This is a genomic window from Peribacillus sp. NPDC097198, from assembly GCF_044762055.1.
Classification (GTDB): domain Bacteria; phylum Bacillota; class Bacilli; order Bacillales; family DSM-1321; genus Peribacillus.
The window spans coordinates 26031-44285 of record NZ_JBIWDO010000007.1 but is presented as its reverse complement, the minus strand read 5'-3'; the positions used below and the strand labels follow the sequence as shown (position 1 = coordinate 44285).

22 protein-coding genes, 2 tRNA genes and 1 other annotated feature (1 of these 25 cut by a window edge) are annotated in these 18255 nt (G+C 39.6%); of the genes, 2 read left to right on the top strand and 22 right to left on the bottom strand.

Features of this window, described 5'->3' with window-relative positions; all coding sequences use genetic code 11:
- Positions 1 to 71: a binding site (T-box leader), on the bottom strand (it extends 189 nt beyond the left edge of the window).
- A gap of 433 nt (positions 72 to 504) precedes the next feature.
- The 4 genes from ACIQXQ_RS13690 to ACIQXQ_RS13675 all read right to left on the bottom strand — a co-directional run bounded on the left by ACIQXQ_RS13690 (position 505) and on the right by ACIQXQ_RS13675 (position 2080).
- Complete coding sequence (locus ACIQXQ_RS13690) at positions 505 to 780, bottom strand: GNAT family N-acetyltransferase (protein ID WP_402958118.1); 276 nt, start codon at positions 778 to 780, stop codon at positions 505 to 507.
- Between the two features lie 209 nt (positions 781 to 989).
- A complete protein-coding gene (locus tag ACIQXQ_RS13685) occupies positions 990 to 1349 on the bottom strand; it encodes a YidH family protein (protein ID WP_402874599.1) in 360 nt (119 codons plus the stop codon).
- 108 nt (positions 1350 to 1457) lie between these two features.
- The gene (locus ACIQXQ_RS13680; RefSeq protein ID WP_402874596.1) at positions 1458 to 1637 is read right to left on the bottom strand and encodes a hypothetical protein; all 180 of its coding nucleotides are present in this window, start codon (positions 1635 to 1637) and stop codon (positions 1458 to 1460) included.
- Positions 1638 to 1801: 164 nt separating this feature from the next.
- Entirely contained in the window at positions 1802 to 2080 is a 279-nt protein-coding gene (locus ACIQXQ_RS13675) for a 2TM domain-containing protein (RefSeq protein WP_402958116.1), read from the bottom strand.
- A gap of 316 nt (positions 2081 to 2396) precedes the next feature.
- Here ACIQXQ_RS13675 and ACIQXQ_RS13670 point away from each other — a divergent pair, with 316 nt between their 5' ends.
- On the top strand, positions 2397 to 2660 hold the full coding sequence (locus ACIQXQ_RS13670) for a hypothetical protein (protein ID WP_402958113.1): 264 nt from the start codon (positions 2397 to 2399) through the stop codon (positions 2658 to 2660).
- 72 nt (positions 2661 to 2732) lie between these two features.
- Here the strand turns inward: ACIQXQ_RS13670 and ACIQXQ_RS13665 are convergent, their stop codons facing one another.
- The 14 genes from ACIQXQ_RS13665 to ACIQXQ_RS13600 form a co-directional block, all read right to left on the bottom strand.
- The gene (locus ACIQXQ_RS13665; RefSeq protein ID WP_402874587.1) at positions 2733 to 2933 is read right to left on the bottom strand and encodes a hypothetical protein; all 201 of its coding nucleotides are present in this window, start codon (positions 2931 to 2933) and stop codon (positions 2733 to 2735) included.
- Between the two features lie 298 nt (positions 2934 to 3231).
- Positions 3232 to 3305: transfer RNA gene (locus tag ACIQXQ_RS13660), tRNA-Arg, on the bottom strand.
- Positions 3306 to 3460: 155 nt separating this feature from the next.
- Positions 3461 to 3534: transfer RNA gene (locus ACIQXQ_RS13655), tRNA-Arg, on the bottom strand.
- A 161-nt stretch (positions 3535 to 3695) separates the two neighbouring features.
- Positions 3696 to 4208: a metallophosphoesterase family protein gene (locus ACIQXQ_RS13650; protein WP_402874584.1), complete on the bottom strand. Its 513-nt coding sequence runs from the start codon at positions 4206 to 4208 to the stop codon at positions 3696 to 3698.
- A gap of 2 nt (positions 4209 to 4210) precedes the next feature.
- A complete protein-coding gene (locus tag ACIQXQ_RS13645) occupies positions 4211 to 4822 on the bottom strand; it encodes an XTP/dITP diphosphatase (protein WP_402874582.1) in 612 nt (203 codons plus the stop codon).
- A complete protein-coding gene (locus ACIQXQ_RS13640) occupies positions 4822 to 5052 on the bottom strand; it encodes a hypothetical protein (protein WP_402874579.1) in 231 nt (76 codons plus the stop codon). Before ACIQXQ_RS13640 ends, ACIQXQ_RS13645 begins: the two co-directional genes overlap by 1 nt.
- A gap of 132 nt (positions 5053 to 5184) precedes the next feature.
- Positions 5185 to 6255: a GerMN domain-containing protein gene (locus tag ACIQXQ_RS13635; RefSeq protein WP_402958110.1), complete on the bottom strand. Its 1071-nt coding sequence runs from the start codon at positions 6253 to 6255 to the stop codon at positions 5185 to 5187.
- A gap of 138 nt (positions 6256 to 6393) precedes the next feature.
- Entirely contained in the window at positions 6394 to 7197 is an 804-nt protein-coding gene (gene racE / locus ACIQXQ_RS13630) for a glutamate racemase (RefSeq protein WP_402958107.1), read from the bottom strand.
- Between the two features lie 283 nt (positions 7198 to 7480).
- The gene (locus tag ACIQXQ_RS13625; protein WP_402874572.1) at positions 7481 to 7705 is read right to left on the bottom strand and encodes a helix-turn-helix domain-containing protein; all 225 of its coding nucleotides are present in this window, start codon (positions 7703 to 7705) and stop codon (positions 7481 to 7483) included.
- A 124-nt stretch (positions 7706 to 7829) separates the two neighbouring features.
- Positions 7830 to 8294: an acyl-CoA thioesterase gene (locus ACIQXQ_RS13620; protein ID WP_402874569.1), complete on the bottom strand. Its 465-nt coding sequence runs from the start codon at positions 8292 to 8294 to the stop codon at positions 7830 to 7832.
- A 184-nt stretch (positions 8295 to 8478) separates the two neighbouring features.
- Complete coding sequence (locus tag ACIQXQ_RS13615) at positions 8479 to 9564, bottom strand: metallophosphoesterase (RefSeq protein ID WP_402958105.1); 1086 nt, start codon at positions 9562 to 9564, stop codon at positions 8479 to 8481.
- A 265-nt stretch (positions 9565 to 9829) separates the two neighbouring features.
- Complete coding sequence (gene sdhB / locus ACIQXQ_RS13610; protein ID WP_402874562.1) at positions 9830 to 10603, bottom strand: succinate dehydrogenase iron-sulfur subunit; 774 nt, start codon at positions 10601 to 10603, stop codon at positions 9830 to 9832.
- Between the two features lie 17 nt (positions 10604 to 10620).
- Positions 10621 to 12372, bottom strand: coding sequence for a succinate dehydrogenase flavoprotein subunit (sdhA, locus tag ACIQXQ_RS13605; RefSeq protein ID WP_402874559.1), 1752 nt, complete (start codon positions 12370 to 12372; stop codon positions 10621 to 10623).
- Positions 12373 to 12444: 72 nt separating this feature from the next.
- Positions 12445 to 13053, bottom strand: coding sequence for a succinate dehydrogenase cytochrome b558 subunit (locus tag ACIQXQ_RS13600; protein WP_402874556.1), 609 nt, complete (start codon positions 13051 to 13053; stop codon positions 12445 to 12447).
- Between the two features lie 373 nt (positions 13054 to 13426).
- Between ACIQXQ_RS13600 and ACIQXQ_RS13595 the strand changes: the two genes are divergently transcribed.
- On the top strand, positions 13427 to 13882 hold the full coding sequence (locus ACIQXQ_RS13595) for a YslB family protein (RefSeq protein WP_402958103.1): 456 nt from the start codon (positions 13427 to 13429) through the stop codon (positions 13880 to 13882).
- Between the two features lie 309 nt (positions 13883 to 14191).
- Here ACIQXQ_RS13595 and ACIQXQ_RS13590 read toward each other — a convergent pair whose 3' ends face one another.
- From ACIQXQ_RS13590 to opp3b, 4 genes are read right to left on the bottom strand one after another with little or no spacing between them, the layout of a single operon-like run.
- Positions 14192 to 15133, bottom strand: a complete 942-nt coding sequence (locus tag ACIQXQ_RS13590) for an ABC transporter ATP-binding protein (RefSeq protein WP_402958101.1) — start codon at positions 15131 to 15133, stop codon at positions 14192 to 14194.
- Complete coding sequence (locus ACIQXQ_RS13585; RefSeq protein ID WP_402874547.1) at positions 15133 to 16176, bottom strand: ABC transporter ATP-binding protein; 1044 nt, start codon at positions 16174 to 16176, stop codon at positions 15133 to 15135. Before ACIQXQ_RS13585 ends, ACIQXQ_RS13590 begins: the two co-directional genes overlap by 1 nt.
- 17 nt (positions 16177 to 16193) lie before the next feature.
- Positions 16194 to 17222, bottom strand: a complete 1029-nt coding sequence (opp3C, locus tag ACIQXQ_RS13580; protein ID WP_402874544.1) for an oligopeptide ABC transporter permease — start codon at positions 17220 to 17222, stop codon at positions 16194 to 16196.
- Positions 17222 to 18151 carry an oligopeptide ABC transporter permease gene (gene opp3b, locus ACIQXQ_RS13575; RefSeq protein ID WP_402874541.1) on the bottom strand — a complete coding sequence of 310 codons (930 nt, stop codon included), beginning with the start codon at positions 18149 to 18151 and terminating at the stop codon, positions 17222 to 17224. Before opp3b ends, opp3C begins: the two co-directional genes overlap by 1 nt.
- Positions 18152 to 18255 lie beyond the last annotated feature (104 nt).

Genomic DNA, 18255 nt, shown 5'->3' with positions numbered 1-18255 from the left:
CCGGTTCTCAGCAACCCGGCTCTCTGTGAATGTCTTGAAAAAAGACTACTTATCCTTTTCAATGTTTTCTCATTATTCATATTTTTTGAAACGCTAATGTTTGATGTCTTGTATTTGAGATTATCTTACTCGCATTTTGGAGTGTAGTCAACAGGCATTTAATGAATTTTTAGATAATTCTAAATTATAAGTTTTGTTGTATACGCTTTCATCCCTACCATTATCCTATTTTCACATTTTAAAAAAATATTTTTTTAGTTTGAAAATAATGAAAAAAGATACAAACTAAAGCATAATGCATTCCATATTCTTACCCAACATCCAATCTGCCTGCAACCAATGTTTATTTTGAAAGGCTATTTCTGCATTTTATTGGTAATTACAAGAAGCGGTGTCCCCTTAGCACCCTCCCCCAGACACTTTATAAAAAACAAAGGGAAAAGGCTGAATACATAGGATCGGAATGGTTATCCATTCCTTTTCCTAGTATCCAGCCCTATATCGTTACTTAGCCAATACATCTTCATATGCTGCATTTTTTCCAAATTGCTTTTGAACGAATGTACATTCCGGAACGATTTTAAGATTTTCATTACGCGCTAGTTCAATCACTTTTTCAACAAGCGCATTCCCAACCTTCTGTCCGCGTAGTTTGTCGGATACAACCGTATGATCCACCGTGATTTCGTGATCACCTGATTTAAAGAACGTAATTTCAGCCAGCTTTTCACCAGAGTCCTTGACAAAAAATGACCCTTCACCTTTTTGGATATCTACCATCTTGATGACCTCCTTTTATATTTCCTATCATATATCACAATCTGGTTATTAAACAAATAATTGGAATTCGCATAGACTTTATAAATCTGAGTGATCCCTCCCCTTACTTCTAACCTATACTAGAGGATTGTAAACAGAAAAAAGTTTTCGTAAAGATAATAACCCGCAACACCCCATAAAAAAAAGCCCTAACAAATAGGGACAAATGGTTATAGTTTGATAAAAAGAAAATATAAAATGACCATCAATAGTAAGATGAGCATAAAGACCGCAATGAGAATGACTTGGGCCGAGGAAGGCTTGAAGGTCTCCTCATTAATTTGCTTCTTCTTCTGAAGATAACTAACCGTTGCCAATATGGTGATCACTAGACCTAAAAAGCAGGTGAACATCCCAAGCACGATACTGATCAAATCGATTCGGGCATCTCGGTACACACCTATCGTAAAATGCAAACTTGTTGTTAGAAAACCCACCCCCACAATTGCAATCACAGTTCGGATCCACGCCAAAAAAGTTCGTTCATTGGCCAAATGCTGCTGTGCATATTTCAATTGGTTCTTGTCCATTTTTCATCACCTTATTTTTTTAAAAATCTCCCCTAAAAAAAAGGCTGATATTTAGGAGACTCCCCAATTGTACATAGAGTCACCCCACTATATCAACCCAACCGGTCATTATTCGCTTCTCTTAAGAAGGGAAAAGGCCCTAAACATAGATCCAACGAACATAAGACCCGATCCTCCGAGCAGTAAATATATGCAAACTGTTTTACTGATAACATTCAAGGGATAAAGAAGGGCAAACAATGCGATCAAAACCCCGATTCCCGTTACAAACCAACCAAACTGTTTCATGAGCAACTCCTATAAAATGATTATTTATTAAGCTCTTAGCCTCCATTTTACTATATTCAAAAGACAAATGGTCCAAAATCTTGATAAAGTCAAAGTTTCAACCATCATTATCGAGCCAAATTAAATAAAGAAGCCAATATAGCCTCCTTAGTTACAAGTATTTATTAAAGGTCCTTATTATCTTTTTTCATATATTCTTTAATTTTTCTTTCTTCCCATTGCGACCCGAAGTTCCCGCTCGCAAATGTTGTTATACCATGTATAAGAATTCCGATTCCCCAGCCGCCAAGGGGATAGAGAAACCACAAATAACTAGCATCGGTCAATAAGTTTATCATTATAAGCAAAAGATTCACCAAGATGTAAACGATTAAATGGATATAAAAACCCTTTAATTTCTCCACCCTTTTTTTTGCTTTCAAATAGCTTTCATCCTTTTCCATCGCTACGCCTCCTTCATCAAAACTCAAACTCACTTTTTCATTATACTTTTAATTTACTTTATTTACCATTATAGAAATCAGATCTATATAACCGACGCCTGCCCGTTACTCACTCAAGAGAGGATCTCATCCCTTTCACACCCTCTTGATGAAATTAGCAGCTGGTCTAATAATATCCTCCTATAATATTTTATTCTGCGTGAAATCCAAATTGAGTTTAATTCCCCATGAAAAAAACATGTCTTCCATGTATAATTACCATATCTCAATAATAAGCTATGTATATTCACATCAAGCTTTAGAGGAGGATATATTATTGAACTCTGATTCCGGAAAGGTTGTTTCTTCTATCCAGAACCCTGAAATACATAAAGCCCTACAAGGCGTTTCGGAAAAATTCAATATATCAATGCTTCAGTTACGCGATACCATTGATATATTATTGAAAGATCAATCTAATCTCACACCATTTGGAAATGAACAAGATGTCATCCGAACACCGCTTGAAGAAATAAATACCGCCATAATCAAAAACCGTGAAATCATCAATAAAAACCGCGAAACGTTAAATAAGAATTGAATGAATCAGACACAGAAAAAAGCATCCAACTCGTTGGATGCTTTTTTCCTCTTCCTAACTGAACCGATGGTATTAACTAGGAATGAATTTAAGGATGCCTTCAAGGTAAACGCCTTGATTTTGCGACTTACACTCTCTTAGTTTGATTCTGCCTTCTTGTTCTAACTCCTTGGCCATTTGAACTACTTTGGTTCCATCTTGGGCTATCTCTACTGAAAAGAAATTCCCCCGCGTGGAAGTTTGAATGAATTTAAATAAGCTATCTTTATTCATCTAAACATCTCCCTTATTCTTATACAGTTCGACATAAAAGAGAATCCACCTTCTCTAAAAATAGAAATATAAACAAGTTAGAAAAGAAACTAAAAGGCAATAGATCTATGGCCTCAAATCATTGTCTCCATGATCAACAGTATTCTTCATCCATATCCTCTAGTGAATTGTTCCCCTCTTGAATCCTATGGGAATAATGATAGGGGAAACAAACATATCATTATAAAATGCCATGACAATCCTTTATATAACGAAAAAACAGCCAAACCCTTCAAAAGGCCTTGGCTGTTTTTGATAGTGTCCCAGGAGAGATTCGAACTCCCGACCGACGCCTTAGAAGGGCGTTGCTCTATCCAGCTGAGCTACTGAGACATTGTGTAACACTATGTATGAAAATTCTTGGTCATTTAAGACAACTCTTATTATAGTGAAATATAATAAGAAAGTCAACATTTTTTATTTTCACCAGAAGATTTATATTCAATAAAAAAACAGCCAAACCCTAAAAGGATTTGACTGTTTGGTAGTGTCCCAGGAGAGATTCGAACTCCCGACCGACGCCTTAGAAGGGCGTTGCTCTATCCAGCTGAGCTACTGAGACATTTTATGATATAAGTTGCGGTAACACTTATGTATTAACCTTACTTAAGATCCCTTAGGACAATTCTTATTATATTAGCATATTAAAAGAAAGTCAATGGTTTTAATAATTTTTTTTGCAGACAGGAAGCACAGAATGCTTCCTGTTCATTATACCTTAAGTCAGTTGGTTTTATAAGCTTTATTTAGTTCCTCGACCGTGTTTCCTTCAAGATCGTAATACGTGATTTCAAGTACGTTTTCTTCAATAGACAAAATTACATACGTTTTTTCTTTTCGCCCCCGAGGCTGGCGAATACTGCCAGGATTGATGAATAACCTTCCATCGATACGTTCAGATCCCGCTGCGTGAGAATGCCCAAAACAAACGATATCAGCACCGGATTCTTCACTTTTATATGATAAGTTCATAAGTGTCATCTTAATATTATACAGATGTCCATGGGTAATGAAGAAGCGTTTGCCAGCAATGTCTTGAATGAGATCGTTAGGAAAGGCATGATCATGGTCACAGTTCCCACGTACCGCTAAATACCCTCTCAAAAGTGGATCCTTGCTTTCAAGTTCCGAATCTCCACAATGTATCATCGCTGTGACTTCTTGTTTATGACGAGCGGTGATCATGCTTATTTCATGAGTAAGCCCGTGGCTATCACTCATTATCAGGACCTTCATGATCACATTCCTTCTTCCCGTTTAAGGAATTCTTCCAATTTCTCATCCAACGCTTTCAATGCGTTTGCACGGTGACTGATATTATTTTTTTCTTCTTTTGTCAATTCAGCATTTGTTTTGCCCTGTTCTTTCACAAAAAAGATTGGGTCATAGCCAAATCCATTGGTTCCTATCGGTTGCTTCGTAATGAAACCTTCCATCGTACCTGAAACCGTTATCGTTTCTTGATTGGGAGAGGCCAATGCCAATGCGCAATAGAACCTAGCCGTTCTTTCCTCCTCTGGTACACCCTCTAGTTCCCTCAATACTTTTTCCGTGTTCGCTTCATCAACCTTATCTTCACCGGCATAACGGGCAGAATATACGCCAGGTCGGCCGTCTAACGCATCTACGATCAGCCCCGAGTCGTCTGCGAGGACAAAGTGGCCTACCTTATGGGCAATCGCTTCCGCTTTAAGAATTGCATTCTCTTCGAACGTCGTTCCAGTTTCCTCGACATCCGGTGCATCCGGCAGGTCGAGGAGAGTCTTGACTTCATAACCTTTTGCCGCAAACATGTTCTTGAATTCGTTGGCCTTTCCTTTATTCTTCGTCGCAATAATCACTGTTTTCATCAATTCATCTCATCCTTTTCGTTTATCTTCACTGAGTTCCCTCTTGCCCCTTTGACTTCCGAATACGATATGGACTTATTCATCGTTCGAACAAGTAAATTGGGTGCTTGTCTTATGTAAATATTAAGTATGTTCCTCACTCGTAGTTCACTTCGTTCTCCGCTTCCTGTCGGGACAGCTTGATGACCACAAGGAAGATCGAACTTTATTTGATAAGTTAATTTTATCACAAATTCAGCTTCTTCAATAATCCGGAAACTTATGAGGTTGCTTTTTAGAAATAAATCCTCTCTATTTTGAAAAATAGAATAAGAGGCAGCTGAAAGCCTGCCTCCATTTTTTATAGGTATCAACTCGTTTCTTTAAAAACTACCTGTGTTCACCTTTTCAGGACGGATTACTGGTTCCGATAATGGCTTACCTTCTTCATTTAGAAGGTCTGCACTCCCCTTAACATGAACTTCCACGCTTTCAATTCCTTTTTGCTCCGTTAGTGATAAAACCAGGGCATCAAGTACATCCTGGGAAACCTTTTTCTCCTTGAAGCTTCCAAGTATATTTTCATTGAAGTTCAGGACGACCTTACCATCCGCTACCTTAGGCTGATCAAGCAACGCTACGTCACTCATGAAGCTTGTTTGCAAGTTAGAACCTGCCGGCCCCTTCGTTAATTCCTGAATGGCCGCTGTCACGTTATCCGACTCCGTTTCACTGACCCTGCGTGTCACTGGTACATAATAAGAATACTCCTCGTCCCCACCGATGTAATAGACCGTCACAGCTTTCGAGTTAGAGATATCGACCACATCACTTGCATCGACATTGATTCCTGAAGCACGGGAGATATTATCATCGATTGGCGTACCATTTACCGGCATTTCCGATATATCTTCCCCATTGATCCTCAATTGGATTTTATCGACCGAATCAAATTGGGTCAGAGTCCAGGTGATGGCTTGCAGGATCTTGAGTTCATCCTCCTTTTGATAGTTTTTAAACTCTGGTGAAAAATCGGCAACAGCCACACCTTCCTTTATGTTTACACTTATCGACGTATCTGCCGGAATCACTGCGCGGAACCCATTTGGCAGCTTATCTGTGACAGGTCCATTATTCACTAAATAGTCCAATGCCTGTTTTGCGACCGCTTCGGATTTAGGAAGCTCCATTGTTTGCGGAACTACATATCCACTTTTATCAATTAAATAAAGCTCGGTCTTAACTGTACTTTCAGTTGACGCCTCTTCTCCTTCATCTACAGGCTGTTGCTCCCCTTTCGGCTCTTCCAATGAAGATTCATCCTCCACTAAAGAAACATCCTTAGGGGGATCGATTTCCGTTTTCTCGCCCGCTCCGAACAAGCCACAGCCAGAAAGAAAAAGAGAAGAAGCCAGGATTGTCACTGCTGCTGTTACTTTTGATTTATTGGACATAAAATCACTCCTAGGACAGTTTGTACTCCTATTTATACGAGCCCAAGGCAAAAATAGACCAATTATTTTCCTTTCTCTTTAGGCAACTACTGCCACCCGCCCATTCAACCAAACCAAAAAGACCTCCATAGGGAAGTCTTATAGATGGTCGATCTTGATGGTCTCTATCGTATCAATTTCTATGCCGAGCCAACTCGATGCGATTGCACCAAATATATCTTTGGAACCCGTTGTATAGAAACGGTGTACAGGAACCCTTTTGCTTCTATTGCTTAGTCGGTAGTAATCTAAAATGACACTCGCTTCACGGGCCGTCTCTTCCCCAGAGGAAATGACTTGTACCTTATCCCCCATGAACTTCGAAATCACGGGTCCTAAGTGAGGATAGTGGGTACAACCGAGAATGAGCGTATCAATGTTGATTTTCTTTAACGGCTTCAACGTTTGCGCCACGACCCTGTCGACGATTTCCCCCTGAAACTCTCCGCTTTCCACAATTGGGACAAATTTCGGACAGGCTAAACTATCCACTTCCACACCCGAGTTTATGGAAACGAGTGCATCGTCATAGGCTTTGCTCTTCACCGTTCCCTCTGTACCAATCACGCCAATATGTAGGGAATTAGAAACCTTTAAAGCTGCCCTTGCCCCTGGAAGGATGACACCGAGTACAGGAATCGGAAGAATCGCCCTGATTTCATCCAGCACTGCTGCAGTTGCTGTATTACAGGCTATAATTAGCATTTTGATATCCTGTTTCATCAGGAACCGGGTCATCTGCCATGTGAAGTTTTTGACATCCTTTTTTGACCTTGGTCCATACGGGCATCTGGCCGTATCGCCTAAGTATATTATATTTTCATTCGGTAACTGGCGCATGACTTCTTTAGCCACAGTCAAACCACCGACACCCGAATCAATAATTCCAATTGGTTGTTTCAAAAATCTCGCCTCATTTTTCTTTCATTTCATGATGATATTCTCTATGAAGAAAACCTATACCTAAGCTTCTCGCTTACTTCATGAAACTTATCATACTACCATTTTGGGAGAAAGTGAAATAAATTTCAAGACAGAAGTTTTACGAGCCCTGGAAAACCTTCTCATAAAAAATAAGCAGCATCCAAAGAAGTGGAAACATGGAAATGTTTCACCCTTCCTTATATGCTGCAAATGAACGGGAGAGTAAAGATATATAAGGCTTACGTATTAATAAAGCAACACATTATAGCTTAAGTTCTCCCATACGAAGGAGCTCTATAACTGCCTGTGAACGTCCTTTGACTCCAAGCTTCTGCATCGCATTCGAAATGTGGTTTCGAACTGTTTTTTCGCTAATAAACAATTCACCTGCGATATCTTTTGTTGTTTTGTCTTGTACTAGTAACTCAAATACTTCTTTTTCTCTTTTGGTGAGTAGTGGCTTATGAGTGAATTCGTTCTCCTTCAAGTAATGTTACCCTCCTTGCCTTCACCAGCATAAAACCCGGAGTGGGTGTCTATTTAGTCAAGATATAGTATGTCGGCTAGGGCAAGGGAGTGACTCATTTACTTGTCTAATTGAAATTTTACTTTTAAAGTTGTTTGACACTTGTTTTTGACATCCACTTTTTCATTTCTTCAGCCAGTGGCACCGGCTTCCCGGTCGTTTTCGATACTTGGACGACCGTTCCCCTGCCAGTGAGGCAAATCGTCCCATCCTCTTTCGTTCCCATATAATGAATGTCCACCGATGAGTTGCCCACGTGGGCCGCTTTCACATGGATCGTCAGTTGTTCGTTAAAAAACACCTGCTGAATATAATCACATTGTAAATCGGCAACAACCGGAATTTCATCACTTTCTGCCGAAGACCAGTCCACCATGAAACCCATACTATTGAAATACTCGATCCGTGCCTCTTCAAAGTAAGTGAATGGAACCGTATTATTGAGGTGTCCGAACATGTCAGTTTCTGAAAAACGGACTTTAATCTCATGCTTAAAAGAAAATCCATTGCTCCACTCTTTTATATTATCGATATATGATATTCTACTCACTGTGAGAACTCCTCCTTAATGAATGACTATTCATTCATTTTATAAGAAAAAAGAAAAAATGGGAAGATATTTCTATCTATAATTAATTTACTTCAGAAAATTAATTAAAAAGGAAGAAATAACTCCTTCCTTTTTTGACTTACTTATATAGAGAGTAATAAACAATCCCACATTATCTAATACCTTATTTTTCATGAACCCTTTTTTTCTTTTTTATTTCCTTGATTGGCACGCTAAGCTCTTCAAGAAAATACTTGGCCCACTTATCTTCTTTATAAATAAATTCTCCCTTTTCATTTTTATCCGTTATATCAAGGAGTTTTCCGTTCCACATTGTCAATTTCCCCTTATCATCAAACGTAACATCCAACTGGCCAAGAAATCTCCCATACCTACCCGCTTGTACTATTAGGGTCGGTTTCTTTTTTTGATTAATGACGTCAGGTTCTTTCAGTTTATGATGTGAATGACTACCAACAATAACATCTATTCCGTCAACTGTATTAGCTAACTTTTTATCGTTGCTGTAACCAAGATGTGAAAGGACAATGATTTTATTAACTCCCTTAGCTTCAAGTGCGTTAATTGTTTCTTTCGCTTTCTTGAAAGCATCTTCAAACACGATATCCTTATTAGGATTTGATAAAAGGGTCGTCCTCTGCGTCGTAAGACCAATAATCCCCACTCTCTGCCCTTTGATTTTCTTGACTACTGAAGGATGGATAGTACCCTTCCAGCCTGTTGTATCGATTTCTATTCGAGACAGATCTTTTAATTCTTCATCTTTAGAAAAATCAATATTAGCACCAACAATAGGAAATTCTGCAGCTTTTATAAAGTCCCTTAGTATGACCGATGACTTATCAAATTCATGATTACCGAGTACCATTGCATCATATCCGATTTTATTCATAAACTGTATATCTGCTTGACCAAGATATTGCTTAAAGTAAAGAGAGCCTGTAAAAACATCTCCCGCATCGAGTAAAAGGACATTTTCTTTTACATTCCTTATTTTATTGATTGCTGTAAACCTTCGTGGAATATCTTTTAGGTGAGCGTGAGTATCGTTCGTGTATAAAACTGTCAAGTCGAGTTCCTTATTTTCAGATTTAGAAGAAGCATCTACTCCACTACCTCCTTTTGGATCTTCCACCATTTCCAACAAGACCGTAGCTTTTGCATTGCCTAAAAGGAGAAAGGCACTTATAAACACCAAGCTAAATATAACTAAAAAGAAAGAAATTTTTTGAACAGAGCCGTTTTTCATACTTCTGACCCTCCTATAAAGGTAGAATCTCCTTGAAAACGGAAAAAATACTGCTTATTATTTGAAACTTATAAGACAGAGCTATTATATTGAAATGTATTCTTCAGGTAAGATACCCCAGAGGGAAATTTACTTAACCCCACTTCACCTATATTCATCTTCCGCTTCTAATAAATACAGGCTTATTCTTTAAAATTGATGAGTATTTTTTTGTAGAGCTAATATAAAAAAACCCCCTATCCAAAGGATAGGGGGTTACTACTTATTAAACTTCGTCGCTTCCGAAGAAGTTACGGAATTGTTGAATCGCTGTATCACGGTTTAACGCTGCAATCGAGGTTGTCAATGGAATACCTTTAGGGCAAGACTGCACACAGTTTTGTGAGTTACCGCAGTTTGCAAGGCCGCCATCTGACATGATTGTGTTTAAACGTTCTGCTTTGTTCATTGCACCAGTTGGATGTGCATTGAATAAACGAACTTGTGATAATGGTTGTGGTCCCATGAAGTTGGAGTTGTCATTTACGTTCGGACAAGCTTCCAAACATACGCCACAAGTCATACATTTAGATAATTCATATGCCCATTGACGTTTCTTTTCTGGCATACGTGGTCCTGGTCCAAGATTATACGTACCATCAATTGGAATCCAAGCTTTTACCTTTTTCAATGAATCGAACATACGGCTACGATCGACTTGAAGGTCACGCACAACCGGGAAAGTACGCATTGGAGCAAGACGTACAGGCTGTTCTAACTGGTCAATAAGGGCTGTACAAGATTGTCTTGGCTTACCATTGATGACCATTGAACAGGCACCACAAACTTCTTCAAGACAGTTCATGTCCCATGCGATTGCAGTTGTATGTTTACCTTCTACCGTTACCGGATTACGACGAATTTCCATCAAAGCGGAAATGACGTTCATATTTGGACGGTATGCTAATTCAAATTCCTCATCATAAGGAGCTGAATCCGGTGTATCTTGGCGAGTAATAATAAAACGAACTGTTTTAGTCTCAGATTTAGTTTCAACCATTTTTATGCTCCCCCTCTTTAATGTGTAGTCGTGTAATCACGTTTACGTGGTGCAATCAGTGATACATCAACATCTTCATAATGGAATGCAGGAGCTTTGTCTGCTCCTTGGAATGTAGCCATTGTTGTTTTCATGAACTTTTCATCATTACGTTCTGGGAAGTCAGGTTTGTAATGCGCTCCACGGCTTTCATCACGGTTAAGAGCACCGATTGTGATTACACGTGCCAATTGCATCATGTTTTGAAGCTGTCTAGTAAAGGCAGCACCTTGATTGCTCCATTTAGCCGTGTCGTTGATGTTGATTTTTTTGTAACGTTCCATCAACTCAAGAATTTTATTGTCTGTTTCTTTAAGTTTGTCATTGTAACGAACTACAGTTACATTGTTTGTCATCCATTCACCAAGTTCTTTGTGAAGGATATATGCGTTTTCATTACCATTAAGAGACATGATAGAATTCCATTTCTCTTGTTCTTGTTTTTGGTAGCCTTCATATAATGAAGAAGGAAGAGAATCTGATGTTTTATCAAGTCCTTGAATGTATTTAACAGCATTCGGACCAGCCACAGAACCACCATAAATGGCTGAAAGAAGTGAGTTCGCACCTAAACGGTTACCACCATGTTGTGAATAATCACACTCACCAGCAGCGAATAGGCCTTTAATGTTTGTCATTTGGTCATAATCTACCCAAAGTCCACCCATAGAATAGTGAACCGCAGGGAAAATTTTCATTGGTACTTTATGAGGATCTTCACCGACGAATTTCTCATAGATTTCAATGATTCCGCCTAATTTAACATCTAGTTCATGTGAATCTTTATGTGAAAGGTCAAGGTAGACCATGTTTTCTCCGTTAATACCCAATTTCATATTAATACATACGTCGAAAATTTCACGTGTTGCAATATCACGAGGTACTAGATTACCATAAGCCGGGTATTTCTCTTCTAGGAAGTACCATGGTTTTCCGTCTTTATATGTCCAGATACGTCCACCTTCACCACGAGCGGATTCACTCATTAAGCGAAGTTTATCATCACCAGGGATTGCTGTCGGGTGAATTTGGATGAACTCACCGTTCGCATAATGTGCACCTTGTTGATAGACGATAGATGCTGCTGAACCTGTATTGATCATAGAGTTAGTAGATTTACCGAAAATGATTCCAGGGCCACCGCTCGCCATGATGACTGCGTCGCCAGGGAATGATTGAATTTCCATTGAAGTCAAGTTCTGAGCTACGATACCACGTGCTGTTTGATCATCATCGATAACAGCTCCAAGGAATTCCCAGCCTTCATATTTCGTTACAAGGCCTTGTACTTCGTAACGACGAACTTGCTCGTCCAATGCATAAAGTAATTGCTGACCAGTTGTTGCACCAGCAAATGCAGTACGGTGAAATTGTGTTCCACCAAAACGGCGGAAATCAAGTAGGCCTTCCGGCGTACGGCTAAACATAACACCCATACGGTCAAACATATGGATAATAGATGGTGCTGCATCGCACATTGCTTTAACTGGAGGTTGATTTGCTAAGAAATCCCCACCATATACTGTATCATCAAAGTGAAGCCATGGAGAATCGCCTTCACCTTTCGTATTTACTGCCCCGTTGATTCCGCCTTGAGCACAAACAGAGTGAGATCGTTTTACTGGAACTAATGAGAATAAATCAACATGTTGTCCTAACTCTGCTGCTTTGATCGTAGCCATTAAACCAGCTAGACCTCCACCGACGATAATAATTTTACCTTTACCCAATTGTGTCACTCCCTTATTCCATTAGAAAAGCTATGTTTTTCCTAGTACGTATAAATTAATTTCTTCTGCTACTTATACGAAAGCGAAAACTGCACTAATTCCTATATAAGAAAGAAGAACGAAAATGATTAAAGTTACATATGTCATAACTCTTTGCGATTTAGGTGAAACTGTTAGTCCCCAACTTACTGCGAATGACCATAATCCATTGGCAAAATGGAAAATAGCAGAAACAATACCAACAATGTAGAACGCGATCATGAATGGATTAGAGAAAATCTCTGCCATCATATCAAAGTCTACTGTTGCCCCAAAAGCTGCTTGAACCCTTGTTTCCCAGATGTGCCAAACAAGGAAAATCAAAGTTATGATTCCTGATAAACGTTGTAGCATGAACATCCAGTTACGGAAGAAACTGAATCTTCCTAAGTTGTTCTTTGCTGTAAAGGCGATATAAATCCCATAAATAGCATGGAAAATTAATGGTAGATAGATGATTACACATTCCACCACGATTTTCAATGGAGTATATTCGATTAATTGAACTGCCCCGTTGAATGTCTCTGCTCCCTTTGTTGCCATAAAGTTAACCGATAAATGGAAAATTAGGAATAGACCGATTGGTAATACCCCTAGAAGTGAATGAAGCCTACGATTCCCAAACTCACGATTCTTTGCCACTAAGTGCCCCCCCTTAATTTGTCAAAACTCATACGAAGATGGTTACCTTTTATCTCCGCGTGAAAATAAAGTATAGAGTTAAACCGCTCTCTATACTTTCTTACAATTATGTGACATGTCCATTTTACTCCTGACTTCAATGTGCGTCAAGAAAACGGATACAAGATTTCTCTTTTTTAGAATAAATATTATCAATAAATTACTAAGGTTTTGGGTGTTCATTTACAAGTAATATGAAAAAACTAACTATTTTTTTAATATATTGAGATAATTTAACATATTTTTACATTTTTCTGTTGAAATATTAAAAAAAACTGTATAAATCGCAAAAGGAAAACGTTTATAATAGATTTACAGAAAGAGGCGATAATACATGAAAAAAAATATTGCTGCAGCTATAGAAGAAGAAATCCAAACAGATGAATTCCAAGTTCCAGCTTTCGGGTATGAACTGATCAGGGAAACTTTATTGAACGATATCCTTGGGAAAGATTCTTATCAAATCTTATATTGGGCGGGTAAACAACTCGCAAGGAAATTCCCTTTGAATGGCGATCAGGAATTGGTTGCATTTTTCCATAATGCAGGCTGGGGCCATCTTGAAATCATAAAGCTTTCCAAATCCGAGATGGAGTTATCCTTGTCAGGAGAAATGGTCGCCCGTCGTCTGGATCTATATCCCGACAGTCATTTTCAACTTGAAGCAGGGTTTCTTGCCGAACAATTTACCTTACAAAAAAGGTTCATCAGTGAAGCTACGGAAGAAGTCAAACGTCGTGCAAAAAAAGTCGACTTCACCATCTGCTGGGATCCGAAAGATCCCATTTAACGGCTTCATCAAAATGGTTGAAATGTAAGGAACCTGGGTCAAGTTTGACTATTTCCAAGTGGTCTTCTTCCATGAGTGATTCTTTAACTAGTACTCACATCCATAACACAAAACAGCATATATGATACATAAAATAGAAGTTATAGGTGTGTAATTCAAAATCTTCTTTTCCTAATGGCTATATAATAAGAAGAAAGTAATCTTTTTTGGATAGATTCTACCTTGATTTAAACAAAAGGAGTCAAATAACCTGAGTCCCCCTCACTCTCGGACTCAGGTTATCGGACTCCTTTTTTTCATGACCGATAATCATTTAACACCATTACTTTGAAATTGAAGGAATTCTCGTTCTGAACATAACACGAAGTGTCCTGGTTTCACTTCTCGCATTTTGACTTCCTCATCCGCCGTATAAGCATGTGTAGCGGGATTATAGCCCTTCCGTTGCCTAGTCCGTTCCAATTCTGGATCCGGAAGCGGAATCGCAGATAACAGGGATTGTGTGTACGGATGTATCGGGTTGTTATAAAGCTCTTCACTTGGTGCAAGCTCCACTAACTTCCCAAAGTACATGACGCCGATTCTGTCACTGATATACTTGACCATCGATAAATCATGGGCAATGAATAAATATGTTAAGTTTTTTTCTTTTTGAAGCTTTTTCAACAGATTGACTACCTGTGCCTGAATGGACACGTCCAGTGCTGAAATTGGTTCATCCGCGATGATGAATTCCGGTTCCACGGCAAGTGCCCGCGCAATTCCAATTCGCTGGCGCTGTCCCCCTGAGAATTCGTGCGGATACCGATTTGCATGTTCGCGATTTAGCCCGACTGTTTCGAGTAAATGGTAAACCCGTTCCATGCGCTCTTCTTTTGTCTTAGCCAGCCCATGGTTATCGATGCCTTCTGCGATAATATCGGCAATCTTCATTTTAGGATTCAAGGATGCATATGGATCTTGAAAAATCATTTGCATCTTTCTGTTCATATCTTTCAATTTTTTCCTCGATTTCTTTCCATGGACACTTTCCCCTTTGAAAAGCACCTCGCCATCGGTTGCATCATACAGGCGAATGATTGTACGTCCTGTTGTCGATTTACCGCAACCTGACTCCCCAACAAACCCAAGCGTTTCCCCTTGATAAATATCAAAAGAAATATCATCGATTGCTTTCACCATATTAGGCTTTCCGTTATTGAAGTATTGTTTTAAATGTTTGACTTCCACGAGTTTTTCACGTTGTTCCATTATTTAGCGACCCCCTGAACGAACTGCTTCATGCGTTTTTGTACAGCTAGAGGCGGTGTCACCTCAGGTGCATCCGGATGTAAAAGCCATGTGGCTGCATAATGCGTTTCGGATACTTTGAATACGGGTGGCTGTTGTTCTAAATCAATCTGCATTGCATATTCATTTCTCGGAGCAAACGCGTCACCTTTTGGCGGATTCAGCAAATTGGGCGGAGTGCCCGGGATCGTGTACAATTCATGTTCCCCCGTATCTTCGAGGCTAGGCATGGAACTGATCAACCCCCAAGTATAAGGGTGCTTCGGATTATAAAAGATTTCATCCGCCGTACCTATTTCAACGATTTTCCCTGCATACATCACAGCCACACGATCTGCTATGTTCGCAACCACTCCCAGATCATGGGTGATGAAGATAATCGATGTTTCTATTTTCTTTTGTAAATCCTTCATCAATTCAAGAATTTGAGCTTGAATGGTCACATCCAACGCAGTCGTAGGCTCATCAGCAATCAATACTTTGGGATTACACGCCAAAGCTATCGCGATGACCACACGTTGTCTCATTCCTCCCGAAAATTGGTGAGGATATTGTTCGAAACGCTGCTTAGCATTAGGAATGCCCACAAGTTCCAATAGTTCGATCGAACGTAGCTTCGCCGCCGCCTTACTGACGTTTTGATGTTTTAAAATGGGCTCCATTATCTGTTTGCCCACCTTGATCGTTGGGTTCAACGAAGTCATTGGATCTTGGAAAATCATCGAAATATCTTTACCTCTGACCTTTTGCATATCCTTATTAGAAAGTTTGGCCAGATCCTTTCCTTCAAAAAGGATTTCACCACTTTTAATTTCTGAATTATTTGCTGGCAACAATCTCATGATTGATTTGGATGTCACGGACTTACCCGATCCGGATTCTCCTACAATCGCCAAGGTTTCCCCTTTTTTCAGTTCAAAGTTCACACCACGGATTGCCTGGACTTCACCAGAAAAGGTATGAAACGATACATGTAAATCTTTCACTTCCAATAAGTTTTCCATTTCATTTCCTCCTTCTCTTAATCTCGCATTTTTGGATCCAATGCATCACGAAGCCCATCGGCGATCATATTGAAGCAAACCATGATCAGACTGATGAAAAATGCTGGGAATAACATCAGATGTGGGTATAGTCTAAGCGTTTTGAATCCATCGTTGATCAACGTCCCAAGGGATGCAAGTGGTGATTGTAGACCCAGTCCAATGAAACTCAAGAAAGCTTCGAAGAATATCGCACTTGGAATGGTGAACATCGTATTGATGATGATGACGCTCGCTAAGTTTGGTAGCAAATGTTTTAAAATGATCTTGAAATTTGAGCTTCCCAATGTCCGCGAAGCCAAGACGAATTCTTGTTCTTTTAATTTCATCACCTGAGCACGAACGACACGGGACATGCTTGTCCAGCTCGTAATGGCTAGGGCAATCGTGATGGACATGATGCCAGGCTCGAAAACAAGGATCATTAAAATGACCACAACTAGGTTAGGGACACCTGAAACGACTTCGACAATACGTTGCATGACATTATCAAGTTTCCCGCCGTAATATCCGGAAATGGCTCCATACGCTACACCGATAAGCATATCAAGCAAAGCCGCTAAAAAGGCGATATACAAAGATATTTGAATTCCCTTGGCCACTCGGGTAAGTACATCCCGGCCAAGTCCGTCCGTTCCGAACCAGTAATGTTCTTCAATGTTTTTTTGTTCGTAAACATCCACCACATTACCATTGGCCATTGTCCTTGTACCATCAAAAGGAAGCCAACTTACATTTTCCAATCCTGGAATTTTCGCTGGTAAATTGGTTCTCTTTAAATCTTGTTCATCTAATCCATGTCCACTAATAAGGGGACCCACCCAAGCAAAAATAAAGACCAAAGCAATTAAAACCATACTGACTAGGGCTGCTTTATTTTTACGGATACGCATCCAAGAATCCTGCCAGAAACTTATACTTGGTTTATTAATCGCTTCGCTTATGGTGGCGTCCATAATGGCAGGCGCAAATTGACTTTTTGACATTCTCACTATTTTGTTTGCCATTATTTTTTCCCCCCTGCTAACCTAATACGTGGATCGATAATACCGTAGAGAATGTCAACCAATAGAACGATGACGATAAAGAGGAATGAAAACAGCAATGTCGTTCCCATGATTACCGAGTAATCATTCACCGTTATCGATTTAACGAATTGTTCCCCGATTCCAGGTATACCGAATATTTGTTCAATGACGAGTGAACCCGTCATAAGTGACACTGTTAATGGTCCGAGTACAGTTATGACAGGAATCAGAGCATTTCGCAGTCCATGTTTAAACGCCACTTCAAAATTACTTGCCCCCTTCGCTTTAGCGAGGGTGATATAATCCGAACCGAGTACATCGATCATTTCCGTCCTCATGAAACGTGCCGATGTGGCTATAGGGAACATTGCTAAGGCAAGCGTTGGCATAATGCTATACTCCCAACCCTTCCAGAACATGACGGGCAGCCATCCCATCTTCACTCCAACATAATATTGCAGCAAACCGGCAAACACGAAACTTGGTATCGATTTACCCAAGACCGCTATGAATGTTGTTCCATAATCGACCCATGTATTTTGTTTGAGGGCTCCTATCACACCTAGAATAATCCCAAAAATCGTTCCGAAAAACATTGCTTGAAATCCTAATACCAAGGAAGGCTGAATCCTTTCGCCCAGCAATTGCGTAACTGGTGTATTATTGAATTGAAACGAAACCCCCAAATCTCCCTGTACTAGGTTCAGCATGTATTTCCCATACTGGACAGGCACCGGCTCATTCAATCCATACTTGTTCTCCATGATTTGGAATTGAGCCTCCGATAACTTGCTTGCATTTGCAAATGGAGAGCCCGGGATCAACTTCATGAGGAAGAACGTCAAGCTCGCGATGATAAACAAAGTAATTAACATATATATAATCCGTTGCGTTAGATATCTGGCCATTTGTACACCTCACAAAATAAAATTCTCACTTTTTCGACAATAGTTTTATAGTGAAAAGAGAGTATATACTAGTGATATACTCTCTTTTCTAGTTTGTTTTAGAA

What these genes read in the sequence shown, in the direction of transcription:
- ACIQXQ_RS13690 (WP_402958118.1), bottom strand. Translation starts at nt 780, where the DNA reads ATGGTAGATATCCAAAAAGGTGAAGGGTCATTTTTTGTCAAGGACTCT.
- ACIQXQ_RS13685 (WP_402874599.1), bottom strand. Translation starts at nt 1,349, where the DNA reads ATGGACAAGAACCAATTGAAATATGCACAGCAGCATTTGGCCAATGAA.
- ACIQXQ_RS13680 (WP_402874596.1), bottom strand. Translation starts at nt 1,637, where the DNA reads ATGAAACAGTTTGGTTGGTTTGTAACGGGAATCGGGGTTTTGATCGCA.
- ACIQXQ_RS13675 (WP_402958116.1), bottom strand. Translation starts at nt 2,080, where the DNA reads ATGGAAAAGGATGAAAGCTATTTGAAAGCAAAAAAAAGGGTGGAGAAA.
- ACIQXQ_RS13665 (WP_402874587.1), bottom strand. Translation starts at nt 2,933, where the DNA reads ATGAATAAAGATAGCTTATTTAAATTCATTCAAACTTCCACGCGGGGG.
- ACIQXQ_RS13650 (WP_402874584.1), bottom strand. Translation starts at nt 4,208, where the DNA reads ATGAAGGTCCTGATAATGAGTGATAGCCACGGGCTTACTCATGAAATA.
- ACIQXQ_RS13645 (WP_402874582.1), bottom strand. Translation starts at nt 4,822, where the DNA reads ATGAAAACAGTGATTATTGCGACGAAGAATAAAGGAAAGGCCAACGAA.
- ACIQXQ_RS13635 (WP_402958110.1), bottom strand. Translation starts at nt 6,255, where the DNA reads ATGTCCAATAAATCAAAAGTAACAGCAGCAGTGACAATCCTGGCTTCT.
- ACIQXQ_RS13615 (WP_402958105.1), bottom strand. Translation starts at nt 9,564, where the DNA reads ATGAAAAACGGCTCTGTTCAAAAAATTTCTTTCTTTTTAGTTATATTT.
- sdhB (WP_402874562.1), bottom strand. Translation starts at nt 10,603, where the DNA reads ATGGTTGAAACTAAATCTGAGACTAAAACAGTTCGTTTTATTATTACT.
- ACIQXQ_RS13595 (WP_402958103.1), top strand. Translation starts at nt 13,427, where the DNA reads ATGAAAAAAAATATTGCTGCAGCTATAGAAGAAGAAATCCAAACAGAT.
- ACIQXQ_RS13590 (WP_402958101.1), bottom strand. Translation starts at nt 15,133, where the DNA reads ATGGAACAACGTGAAAAACTCGTGGAAGTCAAACATTTAAAACAATAC.
- ACIQXQ_RS13585 (WP_402874547.1), bottom strand. Translation starts at nt 16,176, where the DNA reads ATGGAAAACTTATTGGAAGTGAAAGATTTACATGTATCGTTTCATACC.
- opp3C (WP_402874544.1), bottom strand. Translation starts at nt 17,222, where the DNA reads ATGGCAAACAAAATAGTGAGAATGTCAAAAAGTCAATTTGCGCCTGCC.
- opp3b (WP_402874541.1), bottom strand. Translation starts at nt 18,151, where the DNA reads ATGGCCAGATATCTAACGCAACGGATTATATATATGTTAATTACTTTG.